Here is a 16,477-nt window from a genome sequence, read left to right as displayed (position 1 = left end):
CTGAAATTGTCTGTTCAGGCGAGGAAGAAAGAACCTTTAGAAGGTGTACACCATCCCGATTCGTGCCGTGTCCTGCCGGTTGTCGCTGGAATTGTCCAGATACCATCCGGCGCCCTGGTTGGCCTTTATGCCCTCGGAGGCCTTCATCAAGGAATAGGATGCGTAGAGCCAGGTTTTTTCCGACAGATCGCGCTTGAGGCCAACAGTCACCTGATTCCAGTCGTCGTCTTCCAGTGTCGAATGCTGGTAGGCCAATATACCGGTCAGCTTGTCAGCCAGTGGGTAGTAACCGCCGATTTCATAAACGTTCTGCGTCGCTTTCTCGCCATAACCTTTGAACGTCGTGCGCGAGGTATTGGCGACCATGGTGAGTTTGCCGAGTTGATAGTGGCCGCCGATGATCGCGGTCTCTTGATCGACGATCAGCGCGCTACCGTCGAAGTTCAACGTCTGATCGAGGAGGCTGCTGACGCCGATCTGCAGGTCGGGGTAAATGGAATTGTTGTCGATGCGTACATAGGCTGCCGCCAGGCTCCAGGGGCCGGCGAAGTAGCTGGCGCCCAGGCTCAGGGTTTTCTGGTCTCCGGTCGACTGGCCTGCATAGGATGGCTTGTCGGAGCCGTACATGATGCCGAACTTGAATCCGTCCAGGCTGGCGCTCTGGAACTTGATGGAGCGATCCACTCGCCAACCTGAAATGCGGTCGAAGTCGCCATGGTGGCCGGCATACGTAGTGGCGTAGCCGCCGATGTTGAGCTGGTTCATGTAGTCATAGACGAAGTCGTATTGGCGTCCGAACGTCAGCGTGCCCCACTTGTTCTCCAGCCCCGCGTAGGCTTGACGGCCCCACGTCGTACCGTACTGGGAGGTTGTGCCATCGCTCAGATTGAATCCATGCTCGATGGTGAAGATCGCCTTGAGCCCCCAGTCCAGGTCCTGCGAGCCGGTCAATCCCAGTCGGTTCCCCCAGTTGACCCCGTCGCGCTCGGCGTTGCTGCTGTGTCCACTTTCGTTGCTGACGTGAGTGATGCCGTAATCCAGCACCCCGTAGAGCTTCACTTTCTCGGCAACCTCGTTGATGATCGCCGCGGTATGGTCCGTTTGTGCAGGCGCCGAGGCCACTTTTGCCTGGCTGACTTCTTCTTTGACGATGCCACGAATGGCTTCCTTGGTATCGTTGCTGACCGGTGCCGGAGTACTGGCGACTCGTTGTTGTGCAGCCAGGGTGTCCCTGACCACTTGCTCGACGATCGCGCGGATGCGTGCCTCGGCCTCCGGGCTCAGTGGCGGGGCCTCGGCGCCGAAGCTCAGCGGCACCTGGGCGCCGATCGCCCAGGCACAGATCAGCGTCACTATCGAATGTCGGTTGCGTTGCATAGCTCTACTTCCCCATTTCTCGAAATTGGCTTCATGAAATAAGCAGTGGCTCAAGCAAGGAATCGGGGCACGGCTACGTCGAAAGTCCTGGGATTGGCTCTCGCTTCATCAGCCGGTGTGCCTCGGTCGAACGCTGGTGGCAGGGTCAGGCAATGATTCGCGGCACGGCGGCCTGCATGATTCTGAAGTTGCCCTGGGAGTCGCTTGCCTGGTCATCACGGTGCGAGGCACGGCTTTGCACCACGCTTTTGCCGAAACCTTCGGTGATCGGGCGTCGCTCGTGGAGATGAAGCCATAGCCGCAGTAGATGACGACGGCGTTGCGGCTCGGGGAAGTCGATGAACTCGGTCCGCGAATGCAGCGCCGCGTGATTGGACAGCCATTGGATATCGCCAGGCCGAAAGTCCATATCGATCGCCATGCCCGGCTCATAGGTGATGTCTTCGAATAGGGTCAGAAGCTCGCGCTGCTGTTCGGTCAGGCGTGGTACCTGTGGGTAATCCTGCGCGGTGAGGATGTAGAGCGACCCGGCGTACATGCTGAATACCCCGTCGGCGATGCTGATGATGGCCGAGGTGTAGGTGTCCCGAGGCGCTTCAGGATCCTGTCGGCGCCAGTCCCAGTGGAAAGGTTCGAACAGCAGCGGTGCGAGATCGGGGCGGCGGGCGAGGATCTCGTTATAGATAGCGGCACCGGACACCAGGCGCGAGGCGCCTCCTTCCCGTGAAGGCCGCAGGCACATCAAGGCCACGACGTCCGAACTGTCGGAGTGGAACGGCAGCTTGTCGCGGATCGATTTCGACAGGGCGCTGGGGTCCTCCAGCTTTTTGTCAGAGGTGGCGTAGATGTGGTCGATCAGATCCCCCAACTCGTTTTGTCGCATGGGTTCGCCCATGTGCAGGCCAAGTACGTAATAGATGGCTGCGCTGAGCGCGTCCGAGTAGAGATGCGTGCGCAGCCCACGTACCAGGACGAAGCCGTGACCGACTTTCAAGCGTTGCTTCCAGTCCCCCACGGCAGCCAGGCATTTGTCCAGCGGGTAGTCCTCAAGGGTGATGCGACGCAGGTCGGGATCATCGGCAATCAATTGTGCGCCCAGCGTTTCGAGCTCTGTTATCTGCTCGCTATCGAGATGGAAAATCCAGTCGTTTCTCTTGACCAATTCATCCCCGCGCCACGCTGCCGACGTCGTGACCGGTGCCAGGTTGATCTGCGTTGCCATGACCCATAACCTCTGTTGTGCGAACGTTTTTCGTGTCCAGGCACTGTCGCAGCAGAGGCGTCGGAGGGTCTTGTCCAGTTGCGCACGAAACCTTGGACGGTCGGCTGCGTACGTCCAATTGTTCGTGCGCGGCTGTCCAAGTTTTCAGGCTTCGTGCCCAGGACAATGTTGCTCAAGTCACTACTGGGCATCGGCAGATGAATATTTCACCTTTCCCGCAGCGCGAGGCGAGCCCCGAGACCATCGTTCGAGTGCGCGTGGTCAAGCGCGAGCAGGCGGCGCAGAACGTATGGATGTTCGAGCTGCAGCCCATCGACAACCCGACCCTTGCCGCGTTTGATGCGGGGGCTCATCTGGCGCTGCATCTGGACGGCGGCGTGCGCCAGTACTCTCTGTGCAATGGTCCGCAAGACCGCAAGGTTTACCGCATCGCGGTACGCCGCGAAGAGGATGGAAACGGCGTTTCTCGCCATCTCTGCGATTCGGTCCGGCAGGGTGCCGAGATTTCCGTAAGCGGCCCCTTCAACCGTTTCGCACTGGTCGATGGCCAGCATGCGCTGCTGATCGCCGCCGGTATCGGCATCACTCCGATACTTGCCATGGCGCTGGAGCTCGCGGCACGGGATCGCTCATTCGAGTTGCATTACGCCGGACGCAGCAGTGCGGGCATGGCATTCCTGGAGCAACTGCGTCAGCACTTCCCCAGCGATGCGCATTTTTATGCCCCGGACATCGGTGACGGGACACGCATGACCCTGGAACGGATCATTTCCGCGCCAAGGCCTGGCCATCATGTCTACGTATGTGGGCCGAGCTCGCTGATCGAGAGCGTGTGTGTCGAGGCCAGGGCCAAGGGGTGGCCGGAGGCTCAGGTTCATTTCGAGCGGTTCCAGGCAGAGTTGCCGATTGCCCAGGATGGCGACAGGGCATTCGAAGTACAGCTTCGCTCCAGCGGCCAATGTATCGGCGTGAAGGCCGACGAGACCGTCGCGCAAGCGCTGGAGCGTAACGGCATCTATGTCAACCTGTCCTGTGGTTCTGGCGTGTGCGGCAGCTGTCGTACCGGCGTGCTCGAGGGTGAGGTCGACCATCGTGACTACTTCTATTCGGCCGCAGAACAGGCGCGCCATAACGAGTTCACGCCGTGCTGCTCGCGCGCCCATAGCGCCCGTCTGGTGTTGGATCTTTAACCCATCGTTCCTAAAGAGGTATTGCGCATGATCATTAACAAGTCGTTGGCTGCCGGGCGCACCCACCCTATGCCCGGCGCGCTGCATACGTTGCGCGCCACGCCTGAAAACGTGCATTGGGGCTATTTCGATGCAGCGTTGGCGCCGGCAATCAAAGTGAAAAGCGGCGACATCATCCAGGCCGAAGCCATCACCCATCACGCAGGTGACGCACCGGAATTGATGATGGATGAAACTATCTGGCGGCTGTTCAACGCCATCCCGGAAGCTGATCGCAATCCTGGCGTGCACATCATGACGGGTCCGATCTGGGTCGAGGGCGCCAAGCCCGGCGACATGTTGGAGGTGCGTTACCTGTCGATGACGCCACGCAATAACTATGGGTCCAATCTGGCTGCCAACTGGGGTTACCTGTACAACGAATTCGACCAGACCGAGCGAGTGACGATCTATCAGCTGGATGGAAACTCCAACAACGCTCGGGCGTTGTATGCCTACGATGTCCCGGAAAAGTACGTCACCCCAGGGCGGATAACCCATTGTCCGGAATGCGACAGGCAGACCACCTTGAATGGCATACGTGTTCCGGTTCGTCCGCACCTGGGTACAGCTGGCGTCGCTCCGGATGTACGTGGCCGGATCAGCACCATTCCGCCTGGGCTGCACGGCGGCAATATCGACAATTGGCGCATTGGCGCCGGCTCGACGATGTATTACCCGGTGGCCGTCGACGGCGCGCTGTTCTCCGTGGGTGACCCTCACATATCCCAGGGCGACGGTGAAATCAGCGGTACTGCAATCGAGTCCTCGCTCAACGTGACGTTTCAGGTGATTTTGCGTAAGGACTTCTTCTTCCCTTCGCCTCTCCTTGAAGCCGACGACTGCTGGATCGTTCATGGTTTCGATGAGGATCTCAACAAGGCGGTGCGCAACGCGTCGCTCGACATGTTGACCTTCCTGACAGAACAGCAAGGGCTGTCGCGCAACGATGCCTACTCGCTGATGAGTGTCGCCGGTGATTTAGGAATTACCCAAGTGGTGGATACGCGTCAGGGTGCGCATATTCGAATGCCGCGCGGGGTTTTTCCCGTCGAATGACGGCCCATGGTTACTCGCTGCAAGAGGTGGCGGTAAGCAGAGGCGAGGGTGAAAGCGGAGCTCCGGAGACGACGGAGCAGGGAAGTGAGGGGGGACAACGACACCTGCCGCAATATTGCTGTCTCTGCTTGATCATGTTGGGGAATGCAGGGGCCTACCCATCATCGGAGCGACTGGCGCGCGCTCATTTGGCCGCCCGATCCAGATAATCGCAAAAATGCTTCTGCGCCTCGTCCTCAGGTGTGTATAGCCCCGCCTGGGTGACGAAAGTCATGGTCACCTTCGAGCCGCGTCCCGCTTTCTCCACCAGCGCGTTCAGCGGTGCGATCTTGCTGGTGCCGACTTCCTGGTAGACGTTGATGATGCCGCTTTCAGGATTCGAGACTTTCATCTGGAAGCCTTCGGTCGTCAGGATGTTGTTGACGTTCTTGAAGGCTTTTTTGTACGAGGTCTCGGGGAGGTAGGCGTAGGTGGTGAAGCTCTTGCCGACGAGGATGTTGCCCTCGGTGCGGAAGTTGTCGAGACATTGGCGTCCCGTGGGCTGGGAGGCGCAACCGTACAGTGTGGCGGCGGCAAGGAGGGTGAGGGCGATGCGTTTTGCCACAATCATGACGATCTGCTGTGTCATGCCAAATGCTCCGTACTTCCTGTCTGCAATGGAGGGCGAACGTCGGGTCTGATGGACGCTTCAGGTGGTGGCCTGTACTGCCTGTTGCGCTGGGCATCCTACAAGCTTTTGCGTGCCCGGGCGACTCCCCGTTTACCGGTGAATCGGTGCTGCAATGATGACTATCGGCGCAGCATGCCTTCTTGCTGGACGGGTCGCCCGCTATGATAGCCCGCGAACTCTTAAGCGACTCGACCGTCAGCTTTTCGGTCTGGGGAATCGCCTCAAATAACGACAACATCACGGGAGTCATCGATGCATCCGATTCGTTTAGGGCTGGTAGGTTACGGCAAGATCGCGCAGGACCAACACGTGCCGGCGATACGCGCCAACCCGCAGTTCGAGCTGGTGGCGGTGGCGACGCTGGGCCAGCCTTGCCCGGGCGTCGACAACTTCAGTTCGCTGGCCGAACTGCTGGCCCACGGTCCAGAGGTGGACGCCATTGCCTTTTGCACCCCGCCGCAAGGACGTTTCGCGCTGGTTCGAGAGGCGCTGAGCGCGGGCAAACATGTGCTGGTGGAAAAGCCGCCGTGCTCGACCCTGGGCGAGGCATTGTCGCTGATCGATCAAGTGGGCAAGGCCGGCGTCAGCGGCCTGTTCGCCTGGCACTCGCGTTTCGCCCCCGGTGTCGCCAATGCCAAGGCGTGGCTCCAGGGCAAGGCCCTGAAACAGGTGCGCGTCGACTGGAAAGAACAGGTGCGCAAATGGCATCCGGGGCAAACCTGGATCTGGCAGGCGGGCGGTCTGGGTGTGTTCGATCCGGGCATCAATGCGCTGTCGATCGTCACCGATCTACTGCCGGGGGCGCTGTTCGTCGAGTCTGCCGTGTTGAGCGTGCCGGACAACTGCCAGTCGCCGATCGCTGCATCACTGAATATCCAGAGCGAACAGGTCGCTGTACGGGCCGAGTTCGACTTCGATCACAGCGAGAACGAGCTATGGCGCATCGAGTTACACAGCGACCAGGGCGTGTTGCGCCTGGACGCTGGCGGTGCGCTGGTCACTATCGACGGCGTGTCGCAAAACGTGTCGCAGGAGGGCGAGTACCCGGCCATGTACCGGCATTTCGCGCAGTTGATCAGCAGCGGTCAAAGTGATCTGGACCTGCAACCGCTGCGCATCGTGGCCGACAGTTTCTTCGTGGGCAGCAATCAGACTGTGGCGCAGTTTCATGAGTGAAATGCAGGGTTGAGGGAGCCGGGTATCCCTGTGGGGCGAGCTGCATTTGCACATTGACGGCGTCGGCTGTCAGCGGCGGGACAGCTCCCAGGGGTTTTGTGCCGAGCCTGACATTACTGGACCCTCCACCTGAACGCAGGCGCAGGCTCGCTCAAAACTGCGCGACACCTGACAGCGCGATGGAAAAAGAAACAATCAGCATGAGCAGAATGGACAGGTTGATGGACATCGGTGAAATCCTTGTTCGGGGTAGTCAATGCCGCCATGATCCCGATCTACGTCGGGAAAATGAACGGCGTTCATGCGTATGTTGGCTATCGATACAATCGATAGCTTTAAGCTTTGAAACGCCGGGGATGTTTGTGTTAGGCCCGATACACGTCAGCGCTACAGGTTCTTGAACATCTCCCAAAACGATGCGCCCACCCCGGTCATGCTTTCTCCGGCAATCAACCCGGCGGCTGTGGTGATTGCGAAGCGTTCGGTCATGTACGGCCAGCGACGGCTCACCGCCCAGGTCAGCACCGCCCCCAAGCCCATCATCAATGAGGTCGAAGCCGGCAGCACGAAGGCCAGACCCAGCGCCGCCGAGCTGGGCAACCAGCGCGCCATGCGTTGCGCCAGCAGGGCATCCAGTGCGCCGAGTAGCACGCCGAACAAGCCGCCAATGAAGATCGACCAGCGAATCTGTGGCGACAGCGATTGCAGGCCGTGGGTCAGGGTCTCGGCTACGGCCTTCCAGGTGGCGACGGCAGGCGCGGGCCATTGCTCGGTCAGCAGCATGTGCTGGGGATCGGGGATCAAGGCCAGATACACCAGCACCCCGACCACGCTGCCTATGAAAATGCCGATGCATTGGGCGATGACCTGCTTTTTCGGGGTCGCCCCAATGGCCAGACCGACCTTGAAGTCGTTCATCAAATCCGTCGACTGCCCGGCGGCCCCGCCCGCGGTGTTGGCGCTCATCAGGTTGATCGCCACCTGACCCGGCGCCACCAGGCCGAAAGTCAGTTGCGAGAGTTTGCCGATCGCTCCGATCGGCGCGATGCCGGTGGCGCCCACCACCCGCGCGGCGACCACCGCCAGACAAATCGCCAGCGGAATGCTCAGCAACGCCATCCACACATCGATGCCAAACAGCGTCGCCTGCAAGCCCACCACCAGCGCGATGGACAGCAGCAGCCCGATGGCCGGTCCCGGCGAAAACGGCGCGCGGGCACGGGGGCTATTGCGGGTTCGAGCAGCTTTGGGCGCCATGAACAAACGCAGGCCCAGCGCCGTGAGCGTCGAGCAGACCATCAGGCTCACACCCGGCCACAACAGCCACTCCACCAGTTTGGCGAACTGAGGGCCGCTGGCGTCTGGCGCGAACGCCACCCAGTTGTGATCGAGCAGCCAGGGTGACAATCCACCCCACGCCAGCAGTGCGCCAAACAGCAAGCTCAATCCCACGCGGATGCCGATGATGCCGCCGAAACCGATCAACAGCAGCGAGGGGTCGAGGGTGAAAGTCAGGCGTTCCAGCTGCGCGGTCGGGGCCCAGCGCGGAATGGCCCAGACGAAACCGTCCCACCATTTCAGCGTGCCGGACAACAACGCGGCGCTGAACAACACTTTGATGCGGGTCACGGCTTCCTCACCGTGGCGATAGATATGCTGCAGCGTTTCCAGGGTAGCCATGCCCTCGGGAAACTTCAGGCCGTCGTCGTTGAGCAGGGTAGGGCGCAGGTACCAGGCGATCCAGATGCCGAGAAAACTCACCGAAAACACCCAGGCCATCATCGGCACGGGGTCCAGTTGCTGACCGGTAAGCAAGGTGTACGCAGGAATGGGCGCCACCAGACCGCCGGAAATGATCGACGCCGCGGCCGAGGCCACTGTCTGGTTGATGTTGCTCTCGTGCAGTGTCCAATGCGGCTGGCGGTCGTTGCGTCGGGCCAGGGTTTGCCAGACCCCGAAACCCACCAGCAGCGCGATGATCGACATGTTGAACGACCAGCCGATCTTCAGCCCCGCGTAGACATTCGAGGGTGTCAGCAGAATACCCAGCACGGCCCCGGTCAGCACCGCGCGCAGGCTTAGCTCACGCTCGATACGGATGGCTGAAGGGGAGGCGGCATAACGGCCCATGAAAATTCCTGTGTTCGGTCTCTGGACTAGTGAGCGTCGTGAGGCAGGAAGGTTCAGCGCGTTCCTCACGGGATAAAAGGGCCTGGGCTACTTTGCTTAACCGAGAAAATACTAATAAAGGACTCGAAGATTCAGCGTCAGTGCCTGCAGCGCGGGCTGATCATCGAAGTCGGTGGTCGTCGCTCCAGCGTCATTCGCTTCCTGCCCCCCACTGATCGTCACAGCCGCGCAGATCGATCAGATCGCCGCAATCTTCGCTGCCGCTGTTGCCGCAGTCGTCAACGAAAGTTAAGCCCCGCAACGGTATCAGCGAAGTGACAGGGAAGGCACTTCGCTTTGTGCTGAATATCAATAGTAATGAGAACGCTTCGCTGTTACATTTTCACGCTTTTTGACATACGCGGTAAAATCTGGGGCTGGGGCCCCGTGTGATTTCAAAGGGAAGGGGCGTTTCAAATGGCGAGCAACAATAAGAGTCAATTCAAGGTGAAAGCCTTGGCGGCATTGGTGGCAACGGTCACTTGCCATGGTATGGCGTGGGCCGATGATGCCCCGGCCAAGCCCGCGAAAGGATCCACCATTCAGTTGCAGAGTTCGGTGGTCTCAGGCGAGGCGCCCGTGGCAGAACCGGAAGTCGGCTATCAGGCGAAGAACAGCACAGCTGGCACCAAGACCAGCACGCCGCTCTCGGAAACGCCGCGCTCTGTATCGGTCGTGACACGTCAACGCATGCAGGATCAAGCCTCACAGACCCTCACCGATATCCTCGGCTATGTCCCGGGTATCTTCGCGCCGCCGTTCGCGGTCGGCGACGGTCTGGCCGGTGACCTGTTCTCCATCCGGGGCTACAACGCCACCGACTACGGCTATGGCCTGCTCAAGGACGGCCTGCGTCTGCAAGGCAACCGCTACGACACCACCACCGAGCCGTATGGCCTGGAACGCACCGAAGTGTTCCGCGGCCCGAGCTCGATTCTCTACGGCGAAAACGCGCCGGGTGGCCTGGTCAACCTGGTCAGCAAACGCCCGACGGAAGTCGCCCAGGGCGAAGCCAAATTCACCTATGGCAGCAATAACCGCCGTCAGTTGGGCCTGGACGTTTCCGGGCCGTTGACCGACGACAGCCGTATTCTGGGTCGCATCGTCATGCTGGGCCGCAACGCCGATACGCAGGTCGACTCGGTACCAGACGATCGTCTGTACATCGCGCCGTCGATGACCTTCAACTTCGACGAGGACACCTCGCTGACCCTGCTGTCGTCCTACCAGCGCGATCGCACCAAGCTGGAACTGGGCTATCCGGCGGCTGGTACGCTGCTGAACAACGTCAACGGCAAGATCGGCAAAAGCCAGTTCACCGGCAACCCGAACTGGGATGACTTCGAGCGTGAAAGCTGGACCCTGGGCTATGAGTTCAGCCATCAGCTCAACGAGAACTGGCAGTTCCGCCAGAACTCGCGCTACATGGAGTCGCGTATCGATCGCCATGAGACCTGGCCGAACAGCCTGAACAATGCGGGTTTCGGCAACAGCCTGACGAGTCTGGCGTACGATCGAGACAACAAGTCCATCGCCTATTCGCTGGACAACCAGTTCGAAGGTCACTTCACTTCCGGTGCGTTGGAAAACACGGTGTTGTTGGGCGCGAGCTACGACCGCACTTCGTTCAACCAGGACTGGGCCGCTGGCAACGGCGGTACCTACAACCCCTTCAATCCCGTGTTCCCGGCGGGCAATCCGAGCATGCTGGCGACCGTCCAGAATTCTCAGCTGGACCAGCAGATGTACGGCCTGTACAGCCAGCTGCAAAGCAAGTACGACAACTGGATCTTCCTGCTGGGCGGCCGTCAGGACTTCGTCAATAGCAAATACCGTAACCGCGCCGGCACCACCAGCGGCGTGTCCGATCTGGACGGCTGGGATCACCGCTTCAGCTGGCAGACTGGCCTGATGTACCAGTTCGAGAACGGTATCTCACCTTATGTCAGCTACTCGACGGCCTTCACCCCGGTGCAGCAGTCTTCGCAGCCGAACGGCGAATTGCTCGACCCGATCCTCAGCCATCAGTACGAAGCGGGCCTGAAGTACGAGCCCAAGGGCTGGAACACCACCTTCAGCGCCGCGGTCTTCCAGCTGACCAAAACCCACGACGTGATCGCGGGCTCCAACGGCTTCAGCAGCCAGGTGGGCGAGAGCGAGTCCAAGGGGATCGAACTGGAAGCCAACAGCGACATCACCAAGAACCTGAGCCTGCTGGCGTCGTATACCTATACCGATGCCCGTGTGACCAAAGATGCGCCGGGTTCGCTGTATGAGGATCACCAACTGACCGGCATACCGCGTAATCAGGCCTCCGGCTGGGCAACGTATCGCTTCTTCGACGGTCCGCTGAGTGGCTTGCGTATCGGCGGTGGTGTTCGTTACTTCGACAATACCTTCGCCTACACCGCATCGACGCTGTACGGCAAGTTGAAGACCGGTGACGTGACGTTGGTGGATGCGTTGGTGGGTTATGACATCGACAAACACTGGTCGGTGGATGTGAACGCCAAGAACCTTTTCGACAAGGAATACGTCAGCGGTTGCAACAATGCCGGTCGTTGCTACTGGGGTGAGGAGCGTACGGTTCTGGGCACGGTGGCCTTACGCTGGTAATGATCGGTTTGCATCGCTAAGCGCCTAAGGGGCTGCTTGTTGGCCTGGGCGCTTGGCGGTGAGGATTGGTTTTTGGTGGCGCTCGGATGGGAATGTATATCCGTTAGCGGCGGTGGGCTGATAGTGGTGCCGCCTCTACGACGGGTCACTTTAGGCAAAGGCGGCCCCAAGAGTAATCAAAAGTCTTCAGGGTCTTTTGGTTACTTTTAGGCTACTGAAAAAGTAACTCGCCGAAGGCGTAACAGCCTGTACGCTATTTCCCGCTCGCCGGGCAGAATGAGATGAAACGCGTGCGACGGGTGTGTTGCCCGCGATATCGGGTGGGCGGGCTTGAGTATTGCTCGAACTGTCCGCTCCTCAATCGTGAGTCCACCCGCGAGGCCGTGACCATCGCGCAAATTGTCCAGCTGCAGCGTGTACCAGGTATAAAGATACCCCTCGCCAAAACGGTGACGTCAAAAAGCCATCAAAATATTTCAAGTTGCAGGACCTCCGGCCGATAGGGGATGACCACACGACCAGGAGGTGATTCGTCCCATGAAGCTTACCGTCAAGAGCAAGCTGTTGTGCCTTGCCATTATTCCAGCGCTGCTGTTTGCCCTGATTCTCAGTAGCGTCGCTGCGTGGATGCTGCAGAGCAGCGCCGATCAGCAGATGAAAGAAACCCGCCAGCAACTGGTGGAGCGTAACCGGCAGGTGCTGAAGAATTACGTGGACGTGGCGCTGACCACCATCAAGCCGCTGCACGATGCTTCCGCGCAAGGCGACATGGCGGCACGGGACAAGGCACTGGAGCTGCTCAAGCCGATGAAGTACGGCGAGGACGGATATTTTTTCGGCTACGACACCAAGGGCGTGCGGGTCTTTCGCGGCGACAGCCCGGCCGGGCTGGGCAAAAGCTTCTGGGACACTCGCGATCCGGACGGCACTTACCATTACCAGACCTTCGTCGAGGTCGCCAAAAACGGTAAGCATTACATCGATTACGCCGCGCCCAAGCCGGGTGACGAAGCGGTTCAGGTGCCCAAGCTTGGTTACACCGTGTACCTGGAAAAGTGGGACATGGTGCTGGGCAGCGCAATCAATATGGATGACATCGACGCCGCCATGGTTCTCGAACAGGCGGCCGTGACCAGCCGAACTCACACTATTCTCGCCAGCGTCTTCGTGGTGACCCTGATCCTGTTGCTGGTCACCGCTGCCCTCGGTATCTGGACCGCAAACGGCATTGTGCGCCCGCTGCGCATTCTCAAGACCAATCTGGATGACATCGCGGCGGGCGACGGCGACCTGACTCACCGCCTGGTAGTGACCAGCCGCGATGAGTTGGGCGATCTGGCAACCTCGTTCAACCTATTCGTCGACAAGATCCACGCCATGGTCCGCCAGGTCGCGCAGATGACCACCGACCTCGCCGGGCTGGTGGATCAGGCTTCGCAGCAAACCCAGCGCTCGGAAAAGGCCATGCAGCGTCAGCGCGAAGAGACCGATCAGGTCGCCACCGCGATTCACGAAATGTCCGCTGCGGCCCAGGAAGTCGCCACCAGTGCGCAACGCGCCGCTCAGGCCGCCGCTGAAACCGACCAACAAGGCCAGGCCGCGCGCAAGGTGGTGGGCAGCAACATCACTGGCATGAACTCGCTGGTCAATGATATTCGCAAGAGCGGTGTCAGCCTCGACAGCCTGCAGCAGGACGTGCGTTCCATCGTCTCGGTGCTCGACGTGATCCGCTCGATCGCCGAGCAGACCAATCTGTTGGCACTCAACGCGGCCATCGAAGCCGCGCGCGCCGGTGAGGCCGGTCGCGGGTTTGCCGTGGTCGCCGACGAAGTTCGCGCGTTGGCCAGCCGTACCCAGACGAGCACCCAGGAAATCCAGGGCATGATCACCCGACTTGAAACGGGCACCCATGCCTCTGTCGAAGCCATGCGCCGGTCCACCGAAGCGGGCGAGGGCGCCAACGTGCAGACCAACGAAGTCGGCGCTTCGCTGGATTCGATCTCCGGTTTGATCGGTACCATCAACGCGATGAACGCGCAGATCGCCAGCGCCGCCGAAGAGCAGACCTCGGTTGCCGAAGAGATCAACCGCAGCGTGCATCAGATCGCCGGCGCCGTGGAGAACCTGGCTGAAGAAACCGAGCAGAGCGCGCGCACCATGCGCGACGTCTCGGCATTGGGCGGCAATCTCAGCGAATTGGTCCGTCAATTCAAAATCTGATGAATCGTTTAAGCCGCCGCGCTGCTGGCACAGCGCGGCAAACGCTGTTTTAGTAACGCCCGAATGCTTAGCCAGGCAACTATTAGCTGGCCATCAATCGCGGGGGCATAGCCTGCCAGTCGGGGCTGTGCACCCGTGATCCATAACTAGAAAACACCACAAGCAGCACACCCGTGTTCAGTCCAAGGAGAAGTGAAAGATGTTCGATGACGACACCTCCCCGGCGCGTCGCGATTTTCTACGCAAGTCGCTAACGCTCATCCCCGTCGTAACCCTGGCCAGTGCAGGCCTTCCCTCCAGTACCTTTGCGCAGACCCCGGCGAGCGACGCGAAACAGGCGTCCACCGCAGTCCCAGCCACCGTTCCGGGCGATTACAAACCAACGTTCTTCACGCCCGAAGAGTGGGCGTTCCTGGTTGCCGCCTGCGATCGTCTGATTCCTTCCGATCAGGTGGGGCCGGGCGCGGTCGAGCTTGGCGTGCCCGAGTTTCTCGACCGGCACATGCAGACCCCTTATGCCAACGGCGGCATCTGGTACATGCAGGGCCCGTTCCTCGAGGCGGCGCCGGAGTTCGGTTATCAGGGTCGTCTGAACCTGCGCGAAACCCTGCGTATCGGTATCAAGGCCATCGATGCGTATAGCAAAAAGAGCTTCTCCGGCAAGGCGTTCGCCGAACTTTCCCAAGCTCAGCAGGAAGACCTGCTCAAGTCCGCCGAGAGCGGCAAGTTGGTGCTCGACGATATTTCCTCGAAGCTGTTCTTCACCAACCTGCTCAACGAAGTGCGCAATGGTTACTTCGCTGACCCGTCCCACGGTGGCAACAAAAACATGGGTGCGTGGAAGATGATCGGCTATCCCGGCATGCGCGCCGATTACATGGACTGGATCACGGTGCGCGACAAACCGTATCCACTGCCGCCGGTCGATCTGTCCGGGCGGAGGGGCTGAACATGGCGAACGCAAAAGCAAAAGTGGACGCCGTGATCGTCGGCATGGGTTGGACTGGCGCGATTCTGGCCAAGGAGCTGACCGACGCCGGTCTGCACGTAGTGGTGCTGGAGCGCGGCGCGGACCGCGATACCCAGCCGGATTTCGCCTACCCGAAAGTGGTCGACGAACTGGAAGGCTCGGTGCATCGCCGCTACCTGCAAAGCCTGGCGCAGGAGACGGTCACCGTACGCCATAACCTGACCTCCACCGCTGTGCCCTATCGGCAGATGGGTTCCTTCAAGCCCGGCACCGGCGTCGGTGGCGCGGGCAGTCACTGGTCCGGCTGTCACTTCCGCGCGCTGCCGGAAGACTTCAAGTTACGCAGCAATGTCGAGCAGCGCTATGGCGCCAGCTTCATTCCTTCTGACATGAGCATTCAGGATTTCCCGGTCAGCTACGAGGACCTCGAACCGCATTTCGACCACTTCGAATATGTTTGCGGCACCTCAGGCAAGGCGGGGGTCATCAGCGGGGTCAAGCAGGCCGGTGGTAACCCGTTCGAAGGTTCGCGTTCGCGGGAGTTTCCGTTGGGACCGAACCCTAATTACCTCGGCGCGGAAATGTTTTACAAAGGCGCCCGGGAGATGGGCTGGGACCCGTATCCGATCCCGGCGTCCAACGCCTCGGCGCCTTACGTCAACCCGTATAGTTGCCAGATGGGGCCGTGCAACGCCTGCGGTTTCTGCAGCGATTACGGCTGCTTGAACTACTCCAAGGCCAGTCCCAACATCAGCATTCTGCCGGTGCTGCGCCAGCGCAAGAATTTCGAACTGCGCACCCACGCACAGGTGCTCAAGGTCAACCTGGACAGCGACGGCAAGAAGGCCACGGGCGTGACCTATCTGGATGCCCAGGGCCGTGAAGTCGAGCAACAGGCCGATCTGGTGCTGCTGTGCGCATTCTCGCTGTACAACGTGCACCTGATGCTGCTGTCGGGCATTGGCAAGCCATACGATCCGCAAACCGGCGAGGGCACCATCGGCCGCAACTACTCCTACCAGAACCTCAACCGCGTGGTGCTGTTCTTCGGCAAGGAAGTGCAGGCCAACCAGTTCATCGGTATCGGCGGCGCGGGCACGACCATGGACAACCTCAACGGTAACCAGCTGGACAATGCCAAGGCCGGTTTCGTCGGAGGCGGGATCATCTGGGCGCGTCAACCGGGCGCAGGTCCTGTGCGCGGGATCAACGTACCGCCGGGTACGCCGAACTGGGGCACGGCCTGGAAACAGGCGGCCAGCGATGCGTTCCGCCATTCGTTCTATTTCGAAGTGCAGGGTGCCTGCATGTCGTACAAGCAGCATTACCTGAGCCTCGATCCGACCTACAAGGACGGCTTCGGCAGGCCGCTGTTGCGCATGAACTTCGACTGGCACGATAACGAGATCAAGGCCTCGCAATATCTGGTGGGCAAGGCGCTGGAGATGTCGAAGGTCCTCAACCCGACCGCGATGGCCGGTGACGCCAAAAAATCGGGCGAGCACTACAACATCACCAAGTACCAGAGTACCCACACCTGTGGCGGCGCGATCATGGGCAGCGATCCGAAAACCTCGGCACTGAACCGATACCTGCAATCCTGGGACGTGCACAACGTGTTCGCCATCGGCGCCAACGCGTTTCCGCAGAACAACGGCTATAACCCGACCGGCATGGTGGGTGCGCTGGCGTACTGGTCTGCCAAGGCCATTCGCGAGCAGTACCTGAAAAACCCCGGCCCGCTGGTTCAGGCATAAGGAGCGACGACC

At 60.2% G+C, this 16,477-nt stretch carries 11 protein-coding genes and 2 pseudogenes; 9 read left to right on the top strand and 4 right to left on the bottom strand.

What is annotated here, in order from left to right; all coding sequences use genetic code 11:
* Positions 1 to 36: 36 nt before the first annotated feature.
* Both CE491_RS17800 and CE491_RS17795 read right to left on the bottom strand, forming a co-directional pair.
* A complete protein-coding gene (locus tag CE491_RS17800) occupies positions 37 to 1,377 on the bottom strand; it encodes a porin (RefSeq protein ID WP_110949643.1) in 1,341 nt (446 codons plus the stop codon).
* A gap of 145 nt (positions 1,378 to 1,522) precedes the next feature.
* Entirely contained in the window at positions 1,523 to 2,599 is a 1,077-nt protein-coding gene (locus CE491_RS17795) for a TauD/TfdA family dioxygenase (protein ID WP_110949642.1), read from the bottom strand.
* A gap of 197 nt (positions 2,600 to 2,796) precedes the next feature.
* On the opposite strand from CE491_RS17795, the gene CE491_RS17790 reads away from it, so the two are divergent.
* Both CE491_RS17790 and CE491_RS17785 read left to right on the top strand, forming a co-directional pair.
* A complete protein-coding gene (locus CE491_RS17790) occupies positions 2,797 to 3,789 on the top strand; it encodes a PDR/VanB family oxidoreductase (RefSeq protein WP_110949641.1) in 993 nt (330 codons plus the stop codon).
* Between the two features lie 27 nt (positions 3,790 to 3,816).
* Positions 3,817 to 4,887 (top strand): acetamidase/formamidase family protein, encoded by a 1,071-nt coding sequence (locus CE491_RS17785; RefSeq protein WP_110949640.1) that lies wholly within the window; start codon positions 3,817 to 3,819, stop codon positions 4,885 to 4,887.
* A 184-nt stretch (positions 4,888 to 5,071) separates the two neighbouring features.
* Here CE491_RS17785 and CE491_RS17780 read toward each other — a convergent pair whose 3' ends face one another.
* Positions 5,072 to 5,515: a hypothetical protein gene (locus CE491_RS17780; protein ID WP_110949639.1), complete on the bottom strand. Its 444-nt coding sequence runs from the start codon at positions 5,513 to 5,515 to the stop codon at positions 5,072 to 5,074.
* 294 nt (positions 5,516 to 5,809) lie between these two features.
* Between CE491_RS17780 and CE491_RS17775 the strand changes: the two genes are divergently transcribed.
* A complete protein-coding gene (locus CE491_RS17775) occupies positions 5,810 to 6,733 on the top strand; it encodes a Gfo/Idh/MocA family protein (RefSeq protein ID WP_110949638.1) in 924 nt (307 codons plus the stop codon).
* A gap of 387 nt (positions 6,734 to 7,120) precedes the next feature.
* On the opposite strand, the gene CE491_RS17770 is transcribed toward CE491_RS17775, so the two are convergent.
* Positions 7,121 to 8,863, bottom strand: coding sequence for an OPT family oligopeptide transporter (locus CE491_RS17770; RefSeq protein ID WP_110949637.1), 1,743 nt, complete (start codon positions 8,861 to 8,863; stop codon positions 7,121 to 7,123).
* Positions 8,864 to 8,992: 129 nt separating this feature from the next.
* Here CE491_RS17770 and CE491_RS30810 point away from each other — a divergent pair.
* From CE491_RS30810 to CE491_RS17745, 6 genes and pseudogenes are all read left to right on the top strand, one after another.
* Positions 8,993 to 9,155, top strand: a pseudogene (locus CE491_RS30810) (diaminobutyrate--2-oxoglutarate transaminase); the annotation flags it as partial.
* A 239-nt stretch (positions 9,156 to 9,394) separates the two neighbouring features.
* Positions 9,395 to 11,518 (top strand): TonB-dependent siderophore receptor, encoded by a 2,124-nt coding sequence (locus tag CE491_RS17765; protein ID WP_407681349.1) that lies wholly within the window; start codon positions 9,395 to 9,397, stop codon positions 11,516 to 11,518.
* 537 nt (positions 11,519 to 12,055) lie between these two features.
* Positions 12,056 to 12,880 (top strand): annotated as a pseudogene (locus CE491_RS31255) (cache domain-containing protein); the annotation flags it as partial.
* Positions 12,881 to 12,895: 15 nt separating this feature from the next.
* Complete coding sequence (locus tag CE491_RS31250) at positions 12,896 to 13,738, top strand: methyl-accepting chemotaxis protein (protein WP_407681348.1); 843 nt, start codon at positions 12,896 to 12,898, stop codon at positions 13,736 to 13,738.
* A gap of 199 nt (positions 13,739 to 13,937) precedes the next feature.
* Positions 13,938 to 14,687 carry a gluconate 2-dehydrogenase subunit 3 family protein gene (locus CE491_RS17750; protein ID WP_110949633.1) on the top strand — a complete coding sequence of 250 codons (750 nt, stop codon included), beginning with the start codon at positions 13,938 to 13,940 and terminating at the stop codon, positions 14,685 to 14,687.
* 2 nt (positions 14,688 to 14,689) lie between these two features.
* Positions 14,690 to 16,465: a GMC family oxidoreductase gene (locus CE491_RS17745; RefSeq protein ID WP_110949632.1), complete on the top strand. Its 1,776-nt coding sequence runs from the start codon at positions 14,690 to 14,692 to the stop codon at positions 16,463 to 16,465.
* Positions 16,466 to 16,477 lie beyond the last annotated feature (12 nt).

Source organism: Pseudomonas bohemica (assembly GCF_002934685.1).
In the GTDB taxonomy this organism is placed as follows: Bacteria; Pseudomonadota; Gammaproteobacteria; order Pseudomonadales; family Pseudomonadaceae; genus Aquipseudomonas; species Aquipseudomonas bohemica.
Note: the sequence above shows the minus strand (reverse complement) of the source record. Positions and strands in the feature narration are given on the sequence as shown.